This window comes from Geothrix sp. 21YS21S-2 (genome assembly GCF_030846775.1).
Classification (GTDB): domain Bacteria; phylum Acidobacteriota; class Holophagae; order Holophagales; family Holophagaceae; genus Mesoterricola.
Genome location: NZ_CP132910.1, coordinates 2,058,488 through 2,081,622 on the forward strand (window position 1 = coordinate 2,058,488; position 23,135 = coordinate 2,081,622).

18 protein-coding genes are annotated in these 23,135 nt (G+C 68.0%); 8 read left to right on the top strand and 10 right to left on the bottom strand.

Annotated elements, in window-relative coordinates; translation table 11 throughout:
* Positions 1 to 12: 12 nt before the first annotated feature.
* The 4 genes from RAH40_RS09215 to RAH40_RS09230 are packed head-to-tail and all read right to left on the bottom strand — an operon-like array spanning position 13 to position 8,335.
* Complete coding sequence (locus RAH40_RS09215; RefSeq protein ID WP_306601810.1) at positions 13 to 600, bottom strand: hypothetical protein; 588 nt, start codon at positions 598 to 600, stop codon at positions 13 to 15.
* A gap of 12 nt (positions 601 to 612) precedes the next feature.
* The gene (locus tag RAH40_RS09220) at positions 613 to 4,038 is read right to left on the bottom strand and encodes a carboxypeptidase-like regulatory domain-containing protein (protein WP_306601811.1); all 3,426 of its coding nucleotides are present in this window, start codon (positions 4,036 to 4,038) and stop codon (positions 613 to 615) included.
* A gap of 27 nt (positions 4,039 to 4,065) precedes the next feature.
* Positions 4,066 to 4,833 (bottom strand): hypothetical protein, encoded by a 768-nt coding sequence (locus tag RAH40_RS09225; RefSeq protein WP_306601812.1) that lies wholly within the window; start codon positions 4,831 to 4,833, stop codon positions 4,066 to 4,068.
* A 46-nt stretch (positions 4,834 to 4,879) separates the two neighbouring features.
* Positions 4,880 to 8,335 carry an Ig-like domain-containing protein gene (locus RAH40_RS09230; RefSeq protein WP_306601813.1) on the bottom strand — a complete coding sequence of 1,152 codons (3,456 nt, stop codon included), beginning with the start codon at positions 8,333 to 8,335 and terminating at the stop codon, positions 4,880 to 4,882.
* A gap of 273 nt (positions 8,336 to 8,608) precedes the next feature.
* On the opposite strand from RAH40_RS09230, the gene RAH40_RS09235 reads away from it, so the two are divergent.
* The 5 genes from RAH40_RS09235 to RAH40_RS09255 all read left to right on the top strand — a co-directional run bounded on the left by RAH40_RS09235 (position 8,609) and on the right by RAH40_RS09255 (position 14,903).
* Positions 8,609 to 9,787, top strand: coding sequence for a DNA-binding transcriptional regulator (locus RAH40_RS09235; protein WP_306601814.1), 1,179 nt, complete (start codon positions 8,609 to 8,611; stop codon positions 9,785 to 9,787).
* A gap of 115 nt (positions 9,788 to 9,902) precedes the next feature.
* On the top strand, positions 9,903 to 10,745 hold the full coding sequence (locus RAH40_RS09240; RefSeq protein ID WP_306601815.1) for a glycoside hydrolase family 16 protein: 843 nt from the start codon (positions 9,903 to 9,905) through the stop codon (positions 10,743 to 10,745).
* A gap of 8 nt (positions 10,746 to 10,753) precedes the next feature.
* On the top strand, positions 10,754 to 12,346 hold the full coding sequence (locus RAH40_RS09245) for a hypothetical protein (RefSeq protein WP_306601816.1): 1,593 nt from the start codon (positions 10,754 to 10,756) through the stop codon (positions 12,344 to 12,346).
* Positions 12,343 to 13,890 (top strand): hypothetical protein, encoded by a 1,548-nt coding sequence (locus RAH40_RS09250; RefSeq protein ID WP_306601817.1) that lies wholly within the window; start codon positions 12,343 to 12,345, stop codon positions 13,888 to 13,890. The genes RAH40_RS09245 and RAH40_RS09250 overlap by 4 nt, the downstream gene beginning before the upstream one ends.
* Positions 13,891 to 14,054: 164 nt before the next feature.
* A complete protein-coding gene (locus RAH40_RS09255) occupies positions 14,055 to 14,903 on the top strand; it encodes a hypothetical protein (protein ID WP_306601818.1) in 849 nt (282 codons plus the stop codon).
* A gap of 118 nt (positions 14,904 to 15,021) precedes the next feature.
* On the opposite strand, the gene RAH40_RS09260 is transcribed toward RAH40_RS09255, so the two are convergent.
* The gene (locus RAH40_RS09260; protein WP_306601819.1) at positions 15,022 to 15,201 is read right to left on the bottom strand and encodes a hypothetical protein; all 180 of its coding nucleotides are present in this window, start codon (positions 15,199 to 15,201) and stop codon (positions 15,022 to 15,024) included.
* 63 nt (positions 15,202 to 15,264) lie between these two features.
* Positions 15,265 to 15,612: an HPF/RaiA family ribosome-associated protein gene (locus tag RAH40_RS09265; RefSeq protein WP_306601820.1), complete on the bottom strand. Its 348-nt coding sequence runs from the start codon at positions 15,610 to 15,612 to the stop codon at positions 15,265 to 15,267.
* 109 nt (positions 15,613 to 15,721) lie between these two features.
* Here RAH40_RS09265 and RAH40_RS09270 point away from each other — a divergent pair, with 109 nt between their 5' ends.
* Positions 15,722 to 16,621 (top strand): LysR family transcriptional regulator, encoded by a 900-nt coding sequence (locus tag RAH40_RS09270; protein ID WP_306601821.1) that lies wholly within the window; start codon positions 15,722 to 15,724, stop codon positions 16,619 to 16,621.
* Between the two features lie 57 nt (positions 16,622 to 16,678).
* Here RAH40_RS09270 and RAH40_RS09275 read toward each other — a convergent pair whose 3' ends face one another.
* Positions 16,679 to 17,611, bottom strand: coding sequence for a cyclase family protein (locus tag RAH40_RS09275; protein WP_306601822.1), 933 nt, complete (start codon positions 17,609 to 17,611; stop codon positions 16,679 to 16,681).
* Between the two features lie 240 nt (positions 17,612 to 17,851).
* Entirely contained in the window at positions 17,852 to 18,013 is a 162-nt protein-coding gene (locus RAH40_RS09280; RefSeq protein ID WP_306601823.1) for a hypothetical protein, read from the bottom strand.
* A gap of 161 nt (positions 18,014 to 18,174) precedes the next feature.
* Here RAH40_RS09280 and RAH40_RS09285 point away from each other — a divergent pair, with 161 nt between their 5' ends.
* Both RAH40_RS09285 and RAH40_RS09290 read left to right on the top strand, forming a co-directional pair.
* Positions 18,175 to 19,215, top strand: coding sequence for a redox-regulated ATPase YchF (locus tag RAH40_RS09285; RefSeq protein WP_306601824.1), 1,041 nt, complete (start codon positions 18,175 to 18,177; stop codon positions 19,213 to 19,215).
* A 147-nt stretch (positions 19,216 to 19,362) separates the two neighbouring features.
* The gene (locus tag RAH40_RS09290) at positions 19,363 to 20,259 is read left to right on the top strand and encodes a hypothetical protein (RefSeq protein ID WP_306601825.1); all 897 of its coding nucleotides are present in this window, start codon (positions 19,363 to 19,365) and stop codon (positions 20,257 to 20,259) included.
* A gap of 61 nt (positions 20,260 to 20,320) precedes the next feature.
* Here RAH40_RS09290 and RAH40_RS09295 read toward each other — a convergent pair whose 3' ends face one another.
* Both RAH40_RS09295 and RAH40_RS09300 read right to left on the bottom strand, forming a co-directional pair.
* Positions 20,321 to 21,946 (bottom strand): sensor histidine kinase KdpD, encoded by a 1,626-nt coding sequence (locus RAH40_RS09295; protein WP_306601826.1) that lies wholly within the window; start codon positions 21,944 to 21,946, stop codon positions 20,321 to 20,323.
* A gap of 10 nt (positions 21,947 to 21,956) precedes the next feature.
* Entirely contained in the window at positions 21,957 to 23,093 is a 1,137-nt protein-coding gene (locus tag RAH40_RS09300) for a TlpA disulfide reductase family protein (RefSeq protein WP_306601827.1), read from the bottom strand.
* Between the last annotated feature and the right edge of the window lie 42 nt (positions 23,094 to 23,135).

The following is a 23,135-nucleotide window of genomic DNA, read 5'->3' on the forward strand; positions in this document are numbered from 1 at the left end:
AGGACTCCGGAATCAGAACTGGTAGCGGGCGCCGAGCTGCAGCCAGGCGGGGTTGATGGCCCCCTGGCGGATCAGGACGTCGTTGCGCTGGCGTCCGGCGAGTTCCGTGGCCTGGAGGAGGGCCTCCAGGGTGACCCGGGGCGTAAGGGCGTATTCCGCCCCCACGCGCAGGCCGCCCTTGAGCCCCTTGCAGTCGTGGAACGGGAAATGGTGCTCGGCGTCGAAGATGGACTGGCTCTCGTCGCCCTTGAACTTCGCGGTGTAGCTGTTCAGCGACAGCCCGAAGATCCCCCGCAGCTTCGGGGTGCCGGTGTCGAAGAGGATGTCCCCGGAGAGCTGGGCCAGGGTCAGGGACGTCGTGAGGCCGTTCTTCGCCTTGCCGGGCATCGTCCCCAGGTTCAGGGAGACCCGGGCCGGAATGTCGGTCCTGGCCAGGGTGGTCTCCCAGCCCGCGTTGATCATGAAGCCGGTGGTGCTGTTCACGGCCTTCTTGTAGCTGTCGAGCCCCAGGATCAGGCCGCCGCCGGCGGAGAAGCCGGGGTGGCCGGCGGCCAGGGGAAGCGCCAGGAGGCCCATCAGGATGGTGCGGAGGTGGTTCATGGCATTCTCCAATTAGAACTTGAGCCCGATGCTGAAATCGCCGACCTTCCGCCCGCCGTAGCCCTGGTTGTAGTCGCCGTACTTGGCGCCCAGGTCCCCGGGGGTCTGGCCGTAGAAGCGGTTCCCGTTGAACAGGGCCATGGGGCTGCCCGCGGCCACGTTGTTGGTGGCGCTGGGGGAATCCCCCGTGAAGTAGCCGTAGACGTTGGTCATGACGAAGTGGTTGAAGATGTTGTCGATCGACACGAAGCCTATCAGGCGGACCTTGCCCAGGCCCAGGGGGATGTCCCACTGGACCTTCGCGCCGACCTGGTAGTAGTCCACGCCGGTCTTGAAGGCGCCCATGTCCCCGTAGTAGGTCGGGAAGAAGGTCTGCCAGTTCGCGGTGCGCTGGTCCACGTCGATCACGCGCTCGCCGTTGATGGACCCGGGCAGCTGCAGGGCGGAGAAGCCCGACAGGGTCCGGTAGTCGGTCCAGCCCTGGGCCTGGATGACCCCGCCGGTCCAGGCGTCGGCCTTCACGGAGAAGGACACGTTGCCCTTGCCCACGGGGTGGGCGTAGGTCAGGAACACGTGGGCGATCTGGTTGCGGCTGAGCAGGCCCTTGCCCACGGCGCGCTCCTGCTGCTCGGGGGTCAGCAGCTTCTCCCGCAGGTTCTTGTAGTTGTAGTAGTCCAGGTCGTTGGTGCCCGTGGACTGGTCGTAGGTGTAGGACCCGATCAGGCTCCAGCGGGAGCTGAGCTGCTTCTGGAAGGCGATCTCCAGGCCGGTGTAGACCCGGTCGAACCTGGAGTTGAGCCAGGAGGTCTTCTGCTTCCACATGCGCAGGGGATCGTTGGGGTCCGGGCTGGTCATGTGGACCATGGAATCCATGCCGTAGTCATGGATGGAACTGACGATGTTGTCCTTGTACACGCGCCGGATGACGTTGGCCTTGAAGTAGCCGGACTCGTAGTTGCGCTGGTAGCCCACGCTGAACTCGTAGGCGTAGGGGGCGCGCAGCCCCTTGGCGAGGTAGGTCTGCCGCGCGTCCAGCATGTCGTAGGCGGGGCCGTAGTTCCTGGGGTCGATGAGCGTGTCGTAGTCCACGAAGCGCACGCCGTTCATGTTCTGGCCGGTGTACGTGTAGCCGTTGTGCGTGCCGGTGGGGGCGTCGCCCAGGGCGCCGTTGGTGTCGAAGCCGGGCTGGCCCCCGTCCAGGTTCGCGCCGTTCCACAGGTGGACGGTTCGCACTTCCCAGGCGTTGCCGCGGAAGTTGTTGGCCACCGCGTCCGAATAGGCCGAGGCCAGCTTGGCGGCCGACAGCGACCAGATCTCCCGGTTGTTGCCGTCGGGGTTGAACTTCAGGAGCAGGCGCGGCTCGAACACGCTCATGTCGTCCAGGCGGTTGCCGCCCTGGTCCTGCATTGTGAGCTTGTTGTACCGCGCGCCGGCCATGACGTTCAGGAAGCTGTTGACGGTCCAGTTGTCGTTCACGTAGACCGAGGTGGTCCGGTTCTTGGAGTCGCCCGGGTTGTCGTAGAACTTCTCCATGTGGGCGCTGGGGCCGCGGATGGCCTCCCAGTGGAGGAAGGGGGCCTGGGTCCCGAGGCCGTTGGGCATGTTCGCCCAGGCGTTCCAGCCGTTGGCCACCGGGTTCTCGCCGGGGCCGACCTGGAGGATCTCGGTGGGGTCCGAGCCCGCTTCGCCGCGATGGAAGGTGGGATAGAGGTACTTGCCCGTGGCGGAATCGCGGTACCAGCCGCCCGTGAACACGCCCCGGTTGCCGTACTTGGACCGGCCGAAATTGTAGAGCGTGGCCACGCTCTCGGCGCCCATGTCGATGTCGTGGCTGCCCAGGTAGGCCTGAAGCGTCTTGACGTTGATCGACCACGTGCTGTTGCCCTTCTTGAGGGGGCTGATGTCGTAGGTGGACATGTTGGTGAGCAGCGGGCCGTAGTCGTAGCTGTCGGGGCTTCCCAGCCAGGAGTGCGGGCCGCTCTCGCCCCGCAGGACCATGGCGGGATCAGGGCTGGCGAAGTACCCGGAGACCGACACGCCGGGGTTGGGGTTCTTGACGTCGTTGAAGGTGTTGGCCGCGTAGGTGGTGCGGGCCTCGATGGACCAGTTGGGGGCCAGCATGCCGTTCCAGCCGAGGGTCCAGGCCTTGGTCTCGGTGACCATGTCGCCGATGCCGCGCATGATGTTGCCTTCCCATGGATCGGTGTTCCGCTGGCCCTGGACGCCGCCCTGCGTGGTCTTCTCCGTGAGGAAGGTGGCGCTGAGGGAGTGGTTGGTGGTGAGGAGGCCCGTCAGCTTGCCTTCGAACTTCTGGAACCTGATCGAGGAGCTCAGCTTGGTTCCGGCGTCCTCGGCGGTGTTGCCGTAGTTGCCGCCGGGACCGGTGTTGACGACGTTGTCCACGTTCGCATTGAGGCCGAAGGTGGACATGGGGCGCAGCAGGCTCTGCACCTGGCTCCAGGGGATGTTGGGCTGGCCGGCCTTGACGCCCACCACGGTGTAGCCCAGCAGGCCCGAGGTGGCCTGGCTGGGGGTGACCCGGGTGCCGAGGGTGAACCAGAGGCGGTCCTTGATGAGGGGCCCGCTGAAGGTGAAGTCGGTGGTGTGGGTCAGGTCCTCGCGCAGGAGGTTGGAGTTGTTGTTGGCGTTGGTGAGCGGGAAGTCCGCGGCCATGGAGGCCCGGCTCATGTTGGCCCGCAGCGTGCCCTCGAAGGTGTTGGAGCCGGTCTTCGTGACGATGTTCACCTGGCCGCCGCTGACGAGGCCGTTCCTTGCGTTCAGGCCCGAGGTCACCACCTGCACGTCCTCGATGCTGTCGGGCAGGGGCGCGTAGAGGGACGAGTAGGTGCCCGTGTCGTCCTTCACGTTGATGCCGTCGATGCTGTAGAGGATCTGGTTCATGTCCGAGCCGCGCACCCGGGCATCCTTGCCGTAGCCGGTCACGCCCGGGGCGATGTTGGTGATGGAGTCGAAGCCCTGCATGGAGACGGGCATCTTGAGCAGCTGGTCGGCGGAATAGTTGACCGCGATCTTGTCGCTGGTCTTGGCCTCCGCGGCCGAGGAGGTGGCCACCACCTCCACGACGGCCGAGGCCGCCTGGACCGCCTTCAGGGAGAAGTTGAGGGTCTGGTTGGAGCCCAGGCCCACCCGGACGTTGGTGGCGGTGCGGCCGATCATGCCGGTGGCGCTCACCTTGACGGTGTAGTTGCCAACGGGCAGGAGGAGGGCGTGGTACTCGCCCTTGGCGTCCGTCGTGAACACCTTGGTCTGGAACAGGGCCGGGCTTTCCAGGGCGACCCGGGCGCCCCGGAGGGGCTTGCCCGCGGCATCGGTGAGGATGCCGCTCAGGGCGCCGGTGGTGGTCTGGGCCATCAGGCCCGCGCCCCCGGTGAGCATCACCGCGACGCTGGAGCGAAACAGCAAATTGCGCATGGTCATCTGAGTCTCCGCGATTCTCTGGGGGGCCTAGAAATGGAACACATAGGCGACTTCGGCGTGGGGCACAATCCGGTTGCGGGTGGCCAGCGCGTCCATGGGCCAGGAGGCGCCGGAGGCCGAGCGGCGCCCCGGCGCGCCCGTGTCGTAGGCCGAAGCCGTGCCCACGTAGTGGTGGTATTCCATGGCCGTGTAGCTCAGGAGCACGACATTGAACTCCACGCTGGAGTCCTTGTCGGCCCTCCAGGTCACGCCGGCGTAGGGGGAGGGCACGTACTTGGCCTTCCGTTCCGAGGCCAGGTAGAAGTCCCGCCAGGCCTTGGCGCCCGAGGCCACGTCCCAGGGGGCGCTCTGGGCGTCGCCCACGTACTGGTGCTTGAAGCTGCCGCCGAACTGCAGCCCCGCCTGCCAGCGCCAGGCGGCGTTCAGCGGCTGGCTGTACGAGGCCCGGACGGTGAGCCCCGCGAACTCGTTGCGCTTGGACTCCACCGCCTTGGCGGGGTTCATGGGCAGCAGGGCCGGGTCCAGCCGTGAGTCGTCCGGCGTGGTGAAGTAGTCGTCGCCGGTCTTGTAGATGTAGCCGAGCTCCAGGCCGACGATGCCGCGGCCCACGCCGTAGCCCACGTTGAAGCCCAGGCCGCTGTAGGGCGCGCGCAGGTGATCCTTCTGGCTGCCGGCCACGGCGAGCCGGAACTTGAAGCTCTTGGAGAAGCCGGTATCCTCGGCGCGCAAGGGGGCCAGCGCGCCGCAGAGGCACAGGGCCAAACCCCCGCGAACCAGGTTATTTGCTCCAGTCATGACGTCCTCCGAATGGGGAAATGTCCTTGAATGTCTTGGCAAAGGGTCAGGGCAGGAAGGCCAGGTCGTCGAGGTAGGTGACGGCGCCGGTGCCGGCGGAACCGAAGCCGGGGAAGATCGAGACCTTGTCGTAGGTCTTCGTCACGTCGAAGAGCCCCGTGAAATTGAAGGTGAGGGTCTCCCAGGCGTTGGCCAGGGTGGTGGTCGCCTGCTTCTCGCAGGAGATCGTGCCGTTGCCCTGGTCCTCGACCTTGAGGAGCACCGGGGTGCCCGCGGCCGGGGAGTACACCCGCAGGGTGAACGTGTTGAGTCCGGCGGCGGAGAAGGGGATCCGGCCGATGGAGAAGTTGGCTCCGGTGGAGACGGTCACGCCGGCCCAGGTCTGGGCGCCGGCGATCTTGGTGACCTTCACGGCCTGGTTGGCGCCGCCCGCGGGATCCGGGGCGACGGAGGCGCCTTCGTCGCCGCCGAAGCCGGCGAGGACGTAGGTGACCAGGAAGTTGTCGAAGCTGACCGGCCCCTCGAAGGCGTCGAAGGTGACGTCGTCGAAGTAGTAGGTCTTGCCGGTGCCGGCGTTGCCGAAATCGAAGAAGATCGAGATCTTGTTGTAGACGGTGCCGGCGTTCAGCGCGGCGGTGCCGCTGGACGGATTGGCGTAGTCGAACACCAGGGTCTCCCAGGCGTTGGCCACGGTGGTGGTGGCGTCGGTCTCGCAGGAGAGGGTGCCGTCACTTGCGTTCTCGACCTTCAGCTTGACCTTGACGCCCGCGTCGGGGGAGTAGGTGCGCACCAGGAGGCGGGTGGACCCGTGGCCCAGGGGGATGCGGGAGACGGCCAGGTTGGAGGCGCCCAGGGCGAAGGTGGCCCCTGCCCAGGTCTGCGCGCCGGCGGCCTTGACGACCTTGACGGCCTTGTTGGAGCTGACGGCGGGGTCGGTGGCCACCGAGGCGTCCTCGGAGCCGCCGAAGCCGGCCAGGGTGTATGCGATGGCGGGGTCGTCGAAGGTGATCGTGGTGAAGTGGTCGAAGGCCACGTCATCGAAGTAGTAGGTCTTCTCGGCGGTCAGGGCGGTGCCGCCGGCGCCATACATGAAGTTGAAGAAGATCGACGCCTTGTCGTAGGTCTTGGTGAAGTCCAGGGCGGCGGTGCCGCTGGCGGGGGTGGCGAAGTCGAAGGTGAGGGTCTCCCAGGCGTTGGCGACCGTTGTGTTCACCTCGGCCTCGCAGCTGATGGTGCCGTTGGCGTGATCCTCGACCTTGAGGCGAACCGGGGTGCCGGCGTCGGGGGAATAGACCCGGACCGTGATGCGGGTGTGGGCGGCGTCGAAGGGGATCCCGTGCAGGAAGCCCAGGGTGCCGTTGGCCGAAAGGGTGGTCCCGCCCCAGAACTGGGCGGAGGTGGGCTTGACGACCTTGGCGACCTTGTTGGCCGCGGTGACGGGATCGGCCGCCATGGCCGAGGTCACGCCTCCGAAGTCCGTGAAGCCGTAGGCCACGTTGCCAGCGTCGAAGGTGACCAGGGGCAGGTCCATCTGGCGCATGATGATCCGGGTGTCGAAATCCTGGCTCCGGGTGGCGGCCACGGCGCCCGCGTTGCCCGCGGCGTCGGCATAGGTTCCGGCCGGGACGTTCACCGTGATGGTGCCGGCGGTGGTGGCGGGCGGGGTCACGGTGAGGGTGTAGGTGGTGCCGTTGACCTTGGTGAGGGTGCCGGCGGTGCCTCCGGTGGTGGTGATGGACGACGCCAGGAAGCTGGTGCCCACATCCTCGCTGAAGGTGAAGGTGAAGGTGACGGGGCCGTAGGCCACGGGCGCCGCGGCGTCGTCGGTGATGGCGAGGGTCGGCGCCACGGTGTCGATGAAGGGGGAGTTGTGGAAGTAGACGTTGTCCACGTAGACGGTGCCCGTGCCCGAGGGGGTGGCGCCGATGAACAGGAGCTGGGCCAGGTGCTTGCGGCTGGCCAGGTTGCCGAAGTTGGCGAGGGGGATGTCCAGGCCCACCCACTGCTTGGTGGCGCTGAGGGCCGGGGTGGTGGTGGCGTTCACGGCCACTTCGGACTCCGAGTCGTCGCCGCCGGCATAGATGGTGTTGGCGCCGAAGTCCACCAGCTTGACGTGGAAGTCGGTGATGTCGGGGGTCCACACGTCCACGTGGAGGTAGGTCATGCCGGTGGCGTCGACGGTGTTGCCGGCGGCGTAGAACTCCACCCCCACGTAGGCGAGGCTGGTGTACTTCTTCACGTCGTCACCGCCGACGGTGAGGCTGGTGAGGTTCGGTCCGGCGTTGCCGTTGGACCAGCTGGTGCCCCAGGTGTCCACGGCGATGTTGGTGTAGGCCTTGGACAGCAGGGAGATGACCTTGGAGGGGTCCACGGTGGGACGGGGCGGGGCCACGGTGGGCACGATCGGGGTGATGACGGTGACGGTGCCGGAACCGGGCACGGCCAGGCCGCCCAGGGTGGCGGTGATCTCCGACGTGCCCAGGGTCAGGCCCGAGACCAGGCCGGTGCCGTCCACGGTGGCCACGGCGGTGGTGGCCGAGGCCAGGTCGAACCAGCGCAGGCTCGCGTTGCTCACGGTCACGGCGGGGGTGGCGTAGGTGATGGCGCCGGTCAGGCCCAGGGACCTGGACTTGGAGATCTCGACGCTGGTGGGGGCCCAGGCGATGGTGGCGCCGGTGGGGGCGGCCAGCTCGGCCGCGGGCAGGTTCTCGTAGCGGATGTCGTCGATCCAGATGCTGTAGGCGCCCTCGTCGGCCCCTTCGGCGAAGTGGAAGAGCCCGGTGGTGGCGGTGAGCTTGGCCTTGTTGGGCAGCGGAATGATCTGCTTGACCCAGTCCGTGGTGAGGGGGATGTTGGCCACTTCGGCGGCCCAGTCGGAGTTGCCGCCGTCGTTGCCCAGGCCCGCGACGTTCAGGGTCGCGGCCTTGCTGGCCTTGACCCAGAAGGTGACGGCGTTGTACAGGGAGAGGTTCTGGGCCGCGCCGGCCTTGAGGGCGCCGCCCGTGTAGCCCGAGGCGGGCACGTCGATGCGCAGGGAGGCCGCGCCGGCGTGCTTCTCGGCGGCATCGGCCGCCAGGGAATTGGCGGACCCGCCGAAGGGAACGAAGGTCACGTTCTTGGGGTAGGCGTCCGTGAACACCGGGTAGAAGGCCGGCGCCACGTCGATCACGGCGTCGGCGCTCTTGTCGCCGATGACCGCCGAGACGACGCTGGTGCCCGCGCCCACCGCCGTGATCCGGCCGGAGGCGCTTATGGAGGCCACGGTGGGGGCGGCGGCCACGAAGGCGGCCCCTGAGGTCACCGTCGCCGTGGAGCCGTCGCTGTAGTGGGCGGTCACCCCAAGCTGGGCGGTCTCCCCGGGGAACAGGGCCACGTGCGTCGGGGCCACGGAGAGGTAGGTGAGGTCACGGCCCCCCTTGTTGGAGCTGGAGCAGGCCAGCAGCCAGATCAGGGGCATCAACGCCAGCAGCGCGAAGCTAGCCCGGAGTCGTGGGGTGAACATGATATCTCCTTTTTTTAGAAGAATTAAGTGCGTCAAGACAGACATGGAGGGAGGTCCCCCCGTGGCGGGTGCAGGACCCGAGCACGGGAACCGGAAGTGCAGACCAACTCAAAGAGGACTCGAGAAGGTTGCGTTATAAAAAATCATAAGTAAATGGTCTTTTTTTATTTTTCGAGATAAGCTTTCGGAAACCTGCACAGCCCCCGTTTGCCGTTGGATTCTGGGCTTTGCCGGCCCTTTCCCCACACCCGCCGAGGCAAGAAAGGACATCCGATGGCCAGGATCCGCCACATTGCCCTCCTCGTTCCCGCCTCCGGCGGCTACAGCCGGGGCATCTGCCGGGGCGTGGCCACCTACGCCCTGGAGCAGGAGGACTGGCTGATCTTCCCGTACGAGCGGGCGGAGTTCATGAAACTCCCCCACTGGCTCAAGAAGGGCCACATCGACGGCATCATCGGCTTCATCTCCACCCCCGACCTGGGCCGGCAGATGAAATCCCTCGGGGTGCCCATCGTGGACGTGCAGGGGGAGGGCAACTGCCCCGACTACCCCTGGATCGACACGGATCCCGGCGTCGTGGCCAGCCTGGCCGACGACTTCTTCGCCAAGGCCGGCTTCAACAACTTCGCCTACTGCGGCTACCCCGGCGTGTTCTTCTCCGACCGCCGCTCCGAGGCCTTCACGGCCCTGGTGCGGGACCGGGGGCTGAACCCCCACGTGTACGAGCCGCCACCCAAGGTCTCCAATGCCATCCGCCAGCAGTTCCGCGAGATGCGCGGCCTCGAATACGAGCCGAACCTGGCGGCCTGGCTGGTTCGCCTGCCCAAGCCCGTGGCCATCCTGGCCTGCAACGACACCCGGGGCCAGCAGCTCATCACCGCCTGCAGGGACCTGGGCATCTCCATGCCCGGGGACGTATCCGTCATGGGCGTGGACAACGACGAGATCCTCTGCCGCCTCTGCCGGCCCACCCTCACCAGCATCGCCCCGGACACGGAGGGCATCGGCCAGCTGGCGGGCCGGCTCCTCTCCAGCATCCTGGACGGCGACAAGGTGGAGGCCCGGCTGTACAAGCAGCCGCCCCTCCGGGTCGTGGAACGCGGCTCCACGGATGTGACCACCGCCGAGAACCCCCTGGTGCTCGCCGCCTCCCGCGTGATCCGGGACCGCGCCTGCCGGGGCATCTCGGTGGAGCAGGTGTGCGAACTGGCCGGGTGCTCCCGGTCCACCCTCGACAGCCTGTTCCGGAGGAACCTGGGCCGCTCCATCGCGGGCGAAATGGTGCGGGTGCGCCTGGGCAATGCCATGCGCCTCCTGGAGAACACCCCCTCCACCCTGGAGGAGATCGCCGAGGCCTGCGGCTTCCAGTCGGCCACCTACTTCTGCCGGTTCTTCAAGCGGGAGAGCGGGACCACCCCCACCCAGTACCGGGCCGCCCACGCCCCGCGCTGACCCGCCACGGAAAATGAACACCCGTTACGAAATAAGACTATAGGATAACCCTCTTTCGCTTGGCACTCTGGTTCCGATTCCCCGCCAGTCCTGTCCCTCGCATGGAGCTCCCCCCATGAAGATCCCCGCCGCCCTGCCCTTCGCCCTCGCGACCCTCCTGCTGGGCTGCGGCGGAGGCTCGTCCTCCAACGACCACCCAAACCCCAACCCCTCCGGCTCCTGGGTGCTCAGCTGGAGCGACGAGTTCGGCGGGGCCGACGGAAGCGCCCCCGACGCCGCCAAGTGGGGCTTCGACCTGGGCGGCGGCGGCTGGGGCAACAACGAGCTGGAGACCTACACCAGCCGCGCCGTGAACGCGCAGATCCAGGGCGGCGACCTGGTGATCACCGCCCAGCCCGAGAGCTACACCGGCACCGACGGCATCACCCGGAACTACACCTCCGCCCGGCTCAAGACCCAGGGCCTGTTCTCCCAGACCGGCGGCCGCTTCGAGGCGCGCATCAAGGCCCCCACGGGCCAGGGCATCTGGCCCGCCTTCTGGATGCTGGGCACCGACGTGTCCTCCAGCGGCTGGCCCAACTGCGGCGAGATCGACATCATGGAGGCCGTGGGCAGCCAGCCTTCGACGGCCTGGAGCACCCTGCACGGCCCCGGCTATTCCGGCGCCAACGGCCTTTCCGCCAGCAAGTCCCTAGCTTCCGGCAAACTGTCGGACGACTACCACATCTATGCCCTGGAATGGGAAGGCACCGAGATCCGCTTCTACCTGGACGGCGTGCTCTTCTCCACCCGCTCCGCCGCCAACCTCCCCACCGGCGGCCTGTGGGTCTTCGACCACCCGTTCTTCATCATCCTGAACGTCGCCGTGGGCGGCAACTGGCCCGGGAGCCCCACCGGCTCCACCCCCTGGCCCCAGAAGATGTACGTGGACTACGTGCGGGTCTACCGCCGCTCCTAGGAGGCACCATGCGACGGCTGCTGCTCGGCCTTGCCCTGGCCTATCCCTGCGCCGCCGGCGGCCTGGAACTCAAGGACGGCTGGTACCACCTGGACGGCCACCGGTTCCTGGTGAACGCCATCGGCTACGAGACCGGGGCCCGCCCCGGCGAGGCCCCCTACGAAGCCCGCGGCCGGGACCTGGAGCAGGTGCGCCGGGACCTGGCGGTCATCAAGGCCGCGGGCTTCAACGGCATCCGCACCTGGTCCCAGATGAGCGAGGCCGAGCTCAAGGTGGTGCAGGCCTCGGGCCTCAAGCTCGTCTACGGCATCTGGCTCAAGCCCGACGAGGATTTCGCCGACCCCGCCGTGGTCGCCCGGGACCTGGAGCTCATCCGCGCGACCCTGGCCTACACGCGGAACTACGACTGCGTGATCACGTACCTGATAATGAACGAGCCCATGCCCGAGCACATCCGCAAGGTGGGCGCGAAGGCCACGCGGGACCTGTGGACCCGCGCCGTGGGCCTCATCCACGAGCTCCACCCCGGCATCCCCGTGACCATTTCGGGCAATTCGGCCATCACGGAGTGGGTGGACATGGCGCTGTTCGACGTGCGCGGCCGCAACGCCTACGACTACAAGGACAGCGCCAACTACACGCACGGCTTCGCCGAGGCCCAGCGCATGCTTTCGGGCACCGACGGCAAGCCCGCGCTGCTCACGGAATTCGGCCGGTCCGTGTCCCGCAAGGGCGAGGGCCTCTACGGCGGCAATACCCTTCGCCAGCAGGCCGACGCCATGACCCAGTACTACCGCGACTTCCTCGACGCCGGCGGCACGGGCCTGTGCCCCTTCTACTACGCCGACGGCTGGTGGAAGGCCGGCAACCCCGCGGTGCACGACGACGAGGCCGAGGAGTGGTTCGGCTTTCTCGGCTTCGCCTCCCTCAAGGACACCACGGGCCACCCCCGCCCCGCCTGGCACGCCCTGGCCCAGTACAACCAGGCCCTGGTGGCCTCCCCGAAGAACCACGCCTTCTACCGGAACCGCGTGCCCCTGGAGGCCCACTGTCAGCCCGGCGTGAGGCGCCTGCGGGTGGTCTTCCGGGACCGGGTTCTCCTGGAGGCGGTGCCCGACGCCCGGGGCCTCGCCACCGGGGAGCTGGACTTCCCCGGCGAGGGCCTCACCGACCGCGAGCTGGTGGTGGAGGCCCTGGACGCCGCGGGCTGCGTGGTGAAGTGGGAGACCTTCGTGGTGCTCACCGGCAAGGACCCCATCGAGTGGCCGCGGCTGGAACTCACTGCCGGCGCGGCGGGACTGGAGGGCGAAGCGGCCGTGCCCGTGACGTTCCGCCTGGGGGCCACGGGTCCCTTCAAGGTGGACGGCGACCTGCGCTACGCCTTCTCCGCCCACAAGGGCTGGGAGCCCGCCGAGACCCGCACCCGCCGCATCCTTCCCGGAACGCCCGTGGACGACGCGTTCCGGCCGTTCGCGGGCTGCCCCGTGCTGGCGGTCTACGGCGGCGTGGACCTGCGCTTCGGCAAGTTCGTGAAGACCGTCACTGCCCGCCGGTTCCTGTACCCCGGGACCTGGGCCGATCCCCTGCGGGTCCGGGAATGATCCCGGAGGCCCTCCTCCTGCTGGCCCTGGCGGCCCCGCCCGCCCCCTTCGTCCAGTCCAGCGCCGCCGGGGACCGCCTCCGGGAGCTGCCGGCGCCCAGGTTCCGCAAGGGCGCGCCCGCGCGGGGCCCCCTTCTGACCGTGCATCCCGGCGATGCGCGGCAGACCCTCGAAGGCATCGGTGGCGCCCTCACCGAGAGCTCCGCCTGCGTCCTGGCCCGGCTCCCGAAGGCCAGGCGGGACGAGGTCCTCGACCTCTTCTTCGGCCCGGGCGGCGCGGCCTTCACGCTGGCCCGGATCCCCGTGGGCGCCTGCGACTTCTCCGTGGAGGGGCGGTTCTCCTACGACGACGTGGCCGGAGACGTCGCCCTCGCCCACTTCTCCATCGCCCCCGACACCCGGGGTTTCAAGGGCGCCCTCGACCCCGCCTACGCCCTGCTGCCCCTGGTGAAGGACGCCCTGGCCCGGGAGCCCGCCCTGAAGCTCGTCGCCAGCCCCTGGACCGCACCTGCCTGGATGAAGGACAACCAGGACTGGTACGGCGCCGGCCGCGGCGGCACCCTCCTGCCCCGCCACCACGACACCTTCGCGCGCTACATGGTGCGCTACCTCCAGGCCTACCGGGACGCGGGCGTGTCCATCTGGGCCGTGACCCCCGAGAACGAGCCCATGGGCAACGGGGGCCAGTGGGAGAGCATGGAATTCACGCCCGCGGCCATGGCGCAATATGTGGGCGGCCACCTGGGCCCGCGGCTCCGGGAGGCCGGCCTGGGCGCCGTGAAGATCATCCAGTTCGACCACAACCGCGACGCCAACGCCCTGGCCTTTTCCGAAGCGATCATGGCCGACCCCGCCGCTGCGCCCTTCGTGTGGGGCACCGGGGTCCACTGGTACGAGCGCACCGGCCCCGGCGGCAGCGCGGTCCTGGAGACCCTGCGTTCGCGCTGGCCCGCCCTGCCCCTCCTGCACACCGAAGGCTGTGTGGACGCCATCAGCCTGAAGGAGAACGCCCCCGGCGGAACCTTCCTGGGCTGGCGCAACGACGCCTGGTGGTGGCGCCCCGGCGCCGCCGACTGGGGCTGGCGCTGGGCCCCCGAAGCCGAGCGCGGCGACCACCCGCTCTACGCCCCCGTCCACCGCTACGCCCGGGAGCTGCTGGAGGGCCTCAACCACGGCCTGGCAGGGTGGATCGACTGGAACATCGTCCTGGACCGCCAGGGCGGCCCCAACCACGTGGGCAACTTCTGCGCCGCCCCCGTGATGGTGGACACCGCCACCGGCGACGCCTACCTCACCCCCCTGCACGCCGTGCTGGCCCACTTCAGCCGCTACCTGCGCCCCGGGGACCGCATCGTGCGGGTGACGGCCCGGAACCCCGGCGCCCTCCTGGCCACCGCCGCCCGGAGCCGCGACGGCCGGCACCTGGCCGTCATCGCCTTCAATCCGTCCGATCGTCCGATCACCTACACCCTCCAGGTGGGCGGATCCCGCGCGGCGGTCGCCATCCCGGCCAACAGCCTCCAGTCCATTCGGATCCCAATCTAATTGAAGGTAGGAAGGAAGGCGCCGGGAACGGCAGAAGAAGGCGTGTTCAATCCTGGATCCCATTTCAGGCAACTGGGCCCTCCTGTCGTTCGACATGCCATGAGCCGTTCTGTGGCACCTCGGTGCGCGAGGTCGCTACACTTCGCCCAGGAGGTCTTCGGCCGGTGCGCATCGCCAACCCCATCTATGATGTGGTATTCAATTACCTGCTCGATGACGAGAAGGTCGCCCGGCTCGTGCTTTCTGCCCTCTTGGGCAAAGAGGTGCTTGAGTTGCAGTTCCGCCCAACCGAAGTGCACCATGAGGCGGCCAAGCCGGATGGCACCCAGCTCCTGGTCCTGCGCCTGGATTTCGCGGCCGCCGTGCGCCTGGAGGACGGCGGCCGCAAGCTGGTCCTGATCGAGATCCAGAAGGCCCGCAGCGCCTGGGACGTGCAGCGCTTCCGGCGCTACCTTGGCTCCAACTATGCCAGTCCGGAGAACGTCTACATCGACCCGGGCGGGAAGAAGCAGGCGCTGCCGATCGTTACAATCTACTTCCTGGGTGAGGGCCTGGAATGCGTGGACGTGCCGGTGCTCAAGATCAACAGGCACTATCTGGACGTGGCCACGGGCGACGAAGTGCGCATCACGGACCCGTTCGTGGAGGCACTCACCCACGATGCGATCGTCGTTCAGATCAATCGCCTCAAGAACCGCCGGCGCACGGAACTGGAGCGGCTGCTGGAGGTGTTCGACCAGGGCCTGGCCTCCCGTTCGGATCCCCACGTGCTGGACATCCTGGAAGAGAATTTCCCGGAGCACCACCGGGAAGTGTTGCGCCGGCTCATGCGGGCCGGCGCCGAACAGGACGTCCGTGACAGGATGGACGTGGAGGATGACATGCTCACAGCCTTTCAGGAGCAGGCGAGGGAGTCTTCAGACCTGCGTCAGGCCCTGTTGGAGAAGGATCAGGCCCTCGTCATGAAGGACCGCCTGATCGCCGATCTGGCCAGGCGTCTATCAAGCACTTGATTGACGGGTAGAGCAGGGCATCTGCCCGGTTTGGAGAGGCATGCCAGGGACTGCTCATGGACGCATGCACCAACTCCGGCCAGATGGAGATCCCGGTCAAGTTGATTGCCGGATGCAGCTATTTCAAGACGGCCGTGAGCTTCTTCCGGTCTTCTGCGGTGAAGTAGGAGCAGCAGCCCTTCTTGGCCGCCGGAACCAGGCCCAGTTCAAGAATGGCCTTCTTGACCTTGGCGTCGGAGACGCCCAGTTCCTTGGCCATGGCGCCGGCGGTGAAGAGGGTCGGGGTTTCGGTGGGCATGGCGCCTCCTGGCAATGGGGTGGATATGCCATTCTAGCGAGGCGGCGCCATTGCGCCCCGGCATCATTCGTAGGCGGCCAGGGGCCAGGAAACGCCCCTCCCCTTGGCCTGGGACAGGCGCCCGAAGGCGCGGGCCGTGGCCCGGCAGGCGCGGTGGATCGCCAGGTCCACCGCGGCGTAGTAGTCCGAGGCGGCGGCGGTCACCACGACAAAGGCCCGGTGCGGAAGGGCGATCTGGATGGAACAGACCTTGTCCACCCCGCCCCGGGGTCCGTTGGCATCCGCGATGCGCACCACCGCGCCTTCAAGGCGGTCCTCCCAGTGCTCGAGGGCCGTGCCCAGGCGCGTGACCGCGTGCTGGTGCAAGGCATCGCCAGCGTTGAAACCGAGGGCCTTCATCAGGATCTTCATGGATCACTCCCCGCACGACGCGTGCACCTACAGGATGGGAGCAAATGAAGATATGTTTTATATATTGTTATTATCCATCCCATCCATTTAATGGATGTATCCTTCTGGCATGGAATGGCTCAACTACCATCATCTGCTCTATTTCTGGACAGCCGCCAAGGAAGGGTCCATCACTTCCGCATCCAGGACCCTGAACCTCTCCCAGCCGGCGCTCAGCACCCAGATCCGCCAGCTGGAAGCGAGCCTGGGGGAAAAGCTCTTCGAGAAATCCGGCCGGGGCCTGAGGCTCACGTCCGCCGGGCAGACGGCATTCCGGTACGCGGAGGAGATCTTTTCCCTGGGACGGGAATTCCAGCACCAGCTCAAGGGGCACCCCACGGGCCGGGCCCTCCAGCTGGTGGCCGGCATCTCGGACGTGCTCCCCAAGCTGATGGTGCACCGCCTCCTGCGCCCCGCCCTGGAGCTCGGGGAGCCCCTGCGGCTCGCCTGCCGCGAGGCGCCCCTGCCCAGGCTCCTGGACGCCCTCCAGACCCACGAGATCGACATCGTCCTCTCCGACGCGCCCTGCACGCCCCGCAGCGGAGCGAAGGCCTACAACCACCTCCTGGGCGAATCCGGCGTGGAGCTCTTCGGCACCCCGGCCCTGGCGGAACGCCACCCGGGCCCGTTCCCGGGCGGTCTGAACGGTGCGCCCCTCCTCCTCCCCTCGCCGGGCAACGCGCTGCGCCGGTCCCTGGACGCCTGGTTCGAGCGGAACGGCGTCGTGCCGGTGATCGTGGGCGAGTTCGACGACACCGCCCTGCTGGAGACCTTCGGCGCCGAAGGCCTGGGTTTCTTCGCCGCGCCCGCGGCCATCAGCGGGGAGGTGGCGCGGACCTACGGCGTTCGGTCCCTGGGCAGTCTGGACGGGGTCAGGGAACGCACCTACGCCGTCTCGGCGGAGCGCAAGCTGGTCCATCCGGCCGTGCTCGCCATCCTCAGGGCCGCCAAGGAGGAGATCTTCCCGTGAAGCGGGCGCGGCCCCGGACGTTTCCGGCGGGGCCGTGATCCCGTTGCGGGTGGAAGGCTACATGGCCCCGTAGGGATACATGCGCTGGGGCTGGGGGATGATGTCGTCCTCGTCGATCTCCGCGACGGCGCGGACCATCGACCCGTCGCCCATGTGCCAGCGGATGGGCAGGGCGATGAAGCGGAAGCGCTTGCCCACGACCTTCTCCAGGTCGCCGCCGAGGTTCTCCACGCCGACGATGCCGTTGCCGAGCATCAGCTTGTGGCAGGGCTCCCAGGTGCCGTAGCAGCCGACGGCTTCCAGCTTGCCGAACTTCCTGTTGTACTTCTCGATGCCGTGGACGTGGATGTAGACGTCCTTGTCGAACTCGGCGTAGGCCTCGATGCCGTAGCGCTCGATGAACTCCTCCGTGATCGGCTTGCCGGTGTAGCCTTCCAGCTTCATGCGGGTGCCGTTGTTGCCCATGGACGTGTGCAGGGGGTGGTCCAGCGCCTGCTGGTCCATGGCCACGCACTTGACCTGGTGCTGCACGAACCACTCGCCCGCCTCGATGCCGCAGCCCAGGGCGTAGTGGTAGTACTCCTTGCTGTCGTCCCATTTCAGGTGCATCCCGGTGCGCAGACAGACGACCATGCCCTTGAGCTCGTCCGGCTTCATGCCGGCCCGGGCCACGGCCTCGTCCAGGTCCTTGGCGGTGATCAGCTGCCAGTAGTCCGTGCGCACGTCGAGGCAAACCGCATCACCCATGTAGGCGTCCACCGGCAGCTCGTGGGTGTACAGCGCGCGGCGCCCGTCGAACATGCGCTCCATGACGTGGCGGGGGGCATCGCAGTGGGTGCCCGTGTGCATGGTGATCTTCAGGGTCTGGGTGAGCACGCCGCCCTTGGCCAGGCTGTGCATCGGGGCGATCTCGGGCTTGGAGAAGTAGGGCCACAAGGGCATATCGCCGTAGAACGGGTGGCTCAGGTCGACAATGACGTTCTTCCCCATGGGGGACCTCCGCTTGGATGGGTTGGAATGGAAATTGGAATCCAGGCCCTGGGCCGCTTGGACCTGGCAATGGACCTGTCCGGGGTGAGGCCGGAGAGCTAGTTCGGACTGTCTTATTCATCATTCGTGCCACATTGCGATTTAATGTAATCTTTAATTATTTCAATAATTACAAATTAAGCTGCCGGGCGCCACACCCGCGGCCCCGAGGCCAAACTGCACAGTTGCAAAGGTCATATGTCAAGGTGTTCCACACCGGGCCTCCGCCAGCACCTGGACCAGGTGGAAGACGCGCACGGATTCCCCTGCTTCCGTGCCGCGGACATCTTCGAACGTCCGGGCGCCGATCCTCACGGTCAGGCCGCAGGGGGCGAAGCTGAAGCTGCCCGCGGAGCCGCCCACCGGCTTGGCATTCCATTCGGGCGCACGGCGGGGGCCCCATCCCGGCGATCAGGGGTTACAATCGGCTGATCGGATCAGGTTCCAGGAATCGGGATGGCAGGAAGTCCGTCATCGCCGCAGCGCTCGTTCAGTCCTTTTCGAGGCATGCCATGAAGGTTGGATTGGTCGGATTCCCAGGCAGCGGCAAGACCACCGTGTTCAACGCCCTCACGGGACTCTCCGCCGAGACCGGCTTCAGCGCGGCCCGCGGCAAGACCAACCTGGGGACCGTGAAGGTCCCCGACGACCGGGTCGCGGCCCTGGCGGGCCTCTACCACCCCAAGAAGACCACCCTGGCCGAGATCACCTTCTGCGATGTGGCCGCGGCCTCCGCGGGCGGCCACGGCCAGAGCCTGGACGAGGCGACGCTGCGGGCCATGCGCGAGGTGGACGCCCTGTGCCAGGTGGTCCGCGGCTTCACGGGCGCCGCGGGCGAGGCTCCCGATCCCCTCGCGGAGGCCAAGGGCCTCGAGGACGAGATGAACCTGGCCGACCTCATCCTCATCGAGAAGCGCCTGGAGCGGCTCGCCAAGGAGAAGGCGAAGACCGGCGAGGGCGATCTCCTGGGCACCCTCAAGGCCGCCCTGGAGGCCGGCGTTCCCCTGCGCAAGGTGGAAGGCATCACCGCCGAAGCCTGGGCGACGCTGGCGGGGTACCGCTTCCTGACCCAGAAGCCCCTGCTCCTCGTCCTGAACGTCTCCGAGGAGGAGGCCGCCGCTCCCGCCCCCGGGGACCTGGAGCGCCACACCCGCGAGGCGGGCCTGGGCCTGGTGGTCCTGGCCGGCCTGATCGAGATGGACATCGCCCAGATGTCGCCCGAGGACCAGAAGGAGTTCGTGGCGTCCCTGGGCCTGGCCGAACCGGCCATCGCGCGGTTCATCCGCGGGGCCTACGCCCTCCTGGACCTCATCAGCTTCCTCACCGCCGGCGAGGACGAGTGCCGCGCCTGGCCCATCCACCGCGGCCTCACGGCCCCCAAGGCCGCCGGCAAGATCCACTCCGACATCGAGCGCGGCTTCATCCGCGCGGAAGTGACCCGCTGGGACGACCTGGTCCGCCTGAAGAGCGAAGCCAAGTGCCGCGAGGCCGGCAAGCTCCGCAGCGAGGGCAAGGAGTACGTGGTGCACGACGGCGACGTGATCAATTTCCGCTTCAACGTCTGAGCGATTGGCCAGGTCAAAGGCTTGGTCAACGATGCGTTGACCGGGTGCCACCATGGGCCATCGGAGTTCCGGCATGCTCCTGCAACTACCCCCACCCGCGGCGGAGGTCCTCCAGGTACGGCCTGAACTGATGCGTGAGGAGTGACCATGGTGCCGTCTTCGCTTCTGGTTCTGGCGCTGCTGGGCCAGACGCCTGCGCCCCCCCACCCCGGCCTGGCGACAGAGGTCTCGATGGAGGGCCGGATGATCGTCCTCCAGGGCATGCCGGCAACGGTCGCGGACGCCCGGTCTCGCCAGCGCGCGATCAGCAGACAGAACGTGAATGCAATCAAGGAGTTGGAGCGGGATCTGCTGGATCTGTACCGGGCCAACGGGCCCAGGACTCCCCTTCCTTCGACCCTGTCGGTTCCGCTCGGGCGGGGAGAGGATGCCCGGACCCTGCTGGGCATCATCGCCGACGGCTCCTATGCGTCCCTGCGGCGGACCTGCCTGGGAATCTGGAACGGCATGCGCGAGGGGCTGGTGGCCAGTGGCCTGGCCGAACCCGAACGGACAGCGCCAGGTACCGCCGCGACCCAGCCTGACCCCGAAACCGTCCGGAAGGTGAAGGAGGTCGTGGGCCAGAACCGGCGCTACTTCACGACTGCCACGAAACTGAGCGCCGCCAGGACGGACGAGGCGTTCGATCCGGGCCCGAGCCTGAGCGAACAGGCGCTTACCCCAGATCAGGCCAGGGTTTTCGCCGCCCAGGTCAGGGCAACCCGAGCCAGCCAGGAGACCCTTCGCGCCGCGAACGCGGCCGCGCCAGACCTTCAGGTTGCCTGGCAACCCCTCGTGGACCACCAGAACGCCCGCGCCATGCAACTGGTGGAACTCGAGCGCAGGGCCCCGAACCTGGAACACCCGGACCTGCTGATGTTGCGCCGGAGGGCCAAGATGGCCCTGTTGGAGCGCTTTCGCGCCGACCTGTGGATGAGCGAGGTCGTCTGGGCGCATCTGGCCTCTGCGCCCGCGCCGGCGCCCCTGCAACCGATCCTGCGGTGACGCGGGCCACGCGGATCTCCCCAGGCGAACGGCTTTCCATCCATACGCCCGGGCCCGGGCGTCAGTCGGGAAGCTCCAGCCGGGCCGTGAAACCCGCTTCCTCCCTGCCGAAGGCCAGTCCCCACCCCTCCTGCCTCGCCACCTGGGCCAGGACCAGCAGGCCCATGCCCTCTCCCGTCCGGGGAGCCGGACCGGCCGGAGCCCGTCTGCGCAGGCCCTCCAGGATGGCCGGATCCATCCCGTCGCCTTCGTCCGAAACCTCCACCCGGACCCTGCCCTCCAGCCGGGAGGCCTTCACCACCACGCGGCCGCGGCCATGCACCAGGGCGTTCTCCACCAGGGTGTCCAGCGCGGCCCGAAGGACGCTGGCGCTGCACCGCAGGGTGACCTCGCCTCCGTAGACCTCCAGCGGGCGGCTCCGCTCTTCGAAGGCGGGGGTCAGGTCCTCGTCCAGCTGTTCGAAGAAGGCCGCGTCCACCCGGTCCTGGACCCGCCCCGAGTAGCGGGAGCGCATCTCCTCCAGCCCGCCCTCGATGGTGCGCACCAGGTGGTCCACCTCGCCGCGGATCTCCAGGAGGCGGGCCTCCTGGGTCTCCCGGGGCAGGTCGAGGTTGAGGGCGGTGTCGCAGCGGAGCTTGAGCACGGCCAGGGGGGTCTTGAGGCTGTGGGTCAGGGACGCGAGGCGGTCGGCGAGGAGGCGCTCCCGGCTGCGGGCGAAGAGCACGAGGGCCACCGCGAGGCCGCTGGCGGCGACGACGAGGGCGTACGAGGTCCAGGCCATGAGCCGGCGAAGGGTGTAGGCCTTCCAGAAGGTTCGGTAGGCCTCCGGGGACATCTGGAGCACCACGTGCCACATCCCTCCGAAGGAATGGCTCAGTTCCTTGTCCACCCGGAAGGGGGCCGTGTCCGGGCACGCATACTGCAGCCGTTCCGGGGAATCGCCCGGGCAGTGCCGCCGGAAGCTGGAAATGCTGCGGGGCCTCTCCAGGTCGGCGGCGTTCTGGAACCCCGACACCACCCCGAACCGGTAGGGCGCGCCGGGCTTGAGGGTGCCCTGGAGCCACCGCTCCACCTCGGGGCTGCCGGGAACCCAGATCTTGATGAGGCACCATTTGCCATAGAAGGCGACGATGGAGCAGCGTTTCCTGCTCTGGGGGTCCAGGGTCCCCACCAGCCACCACGCGCCGAGGTCGACGGAGCGGGCCCTGCGGCTGGCGGCGGGGCTGGAGTAGGGCTCGATGGGGGCCAGTTCCAGGGCCCTGCGGGCCCAGTCCGCCGGCTCCCGGGATTCCTCGGGGTTCACCGGCGCGCGCAGGCGGTCGCCGTCCCGGAGCCAGACCCGTCCTGAATCCGAATCCACCACGGCCGTGACCAGGGCCTCCCGGGCCAGCCAGGTCCTGAGCGCGGGTTCGGTCCCGGTGGTGAAATCGGGAAACCGCAGGGTCCAGTGCTCCCATTCCTGGGTGAGCCTGGCGGCCTGGGTGTGCGTGGCGGCGAACCACTGGTTGAGGGTCAGGTCCTTCCAGTCGGTGAGCCACCATCCCGGGAGGAAGGCCAGCATGGCGCAGATGGCGGCCCAGGCCACCACCAGGGGCCACACGGCCGCGCGCGGCCCCGGGAGGATCCGCAGGGCCGCGCGAAGGCGCCGGGTGCCAGGTCGTGGCCTGGCGATCGGGACGAGGGGCATGGAAGGAACCCTACTTCGTCTTGAGAAGCTTGCCTAGGGTCTTGTCCAGCTCTTCGCCCCGCAGGCCCTCGTTGACGGTGATGATCTTCCCGTCGGGGCCCACCAGGATCACGTGGGGGATGCCCCGCACCTGGAAGAGGTTCATGAGGGCCTCCCGCTCCTTGCCTTCGGGGAAGGCGTGGTGCCAGGGCATGGGGGTCGCGGCGTTCTTGCGGAACGCCGCGATGTCACCGGCCTTCTTGTCGCTGGAGACGCTGAGGATCTCGAGGCCGGCGGGATGGTACTTGGCGTAGGCCTTGTGCACGAAGGGCAGTTCGCCCTTGCAGGGGCCGCACCAGGTGGCCCAGAAATCCAGGATCCAGTACTTGCCCTTGAAGCTGGCGGGAGTCAGCACGGTCCCGGGCTTGCCCAGCTCGGCGACCTTGAAGGCGGGCATGGGATTGCCGGCCTTGGGCGCGACCTTGTCCTCCACCTCCGCCTTGGCGATCCACGCGTTCCATTTGGCGATGGCGGGCGAGCCGGGCTCGAAGGCCTGGAGGCGGGCCAGGCCGCTGCGCACCTCCGGGATCATCCGGGGCCGGGAGTGCAGTTCGATGGCGCCCTCCAGGGCCATGAGCCTGACCGCGCGGGTGGGGTGCTTCTCGAAGACCTGGTCATAGAAGGCGAAGGCCTTGGCCGCGGCGGCGGCCTCGGTCTGCTTGGCGAAGCCCCCGCCGCTGGCGTGCCAGGCGATCCAGCCCAGGAACTGGGGATCCACCTCCGCCACCAGGTCCAGGGCGGGGGAATCGGGCGTGATCTGCCCGGCCAGTTCCAGCATGGAACTCTGGCTCACGGTGGAACTGAAGTTGGCCAGGGCCTCGGGCAGCTTTCCGGCCTCGGCCGCCAGGGACCGGAGCATGAAGTAGCGGGCCTGGAGCAGGAGCTGGCGGACGCCGGGGCGGGTCTCGTGGGCGATCATCACGGAGATGCCCTCGGGCGTTCCCTCCAGGGACAGGTGGATCTTGCCGGCCTTGGCTTCCTTGAGCTGGCTGGGGTAGTTCTTGACGATGGCGGCGTACTTGGCGACCAGGGCCCGGGTGTCTTCGCCGGGGGCCTGGGCGATGAGCATGGCGGGCAGGAGGGCTGCTGCGGAGAGACGGAGGAGCATGAAGGAACTCACTTTCAGGTTGGCCCGCCCGGGATTTCCGGG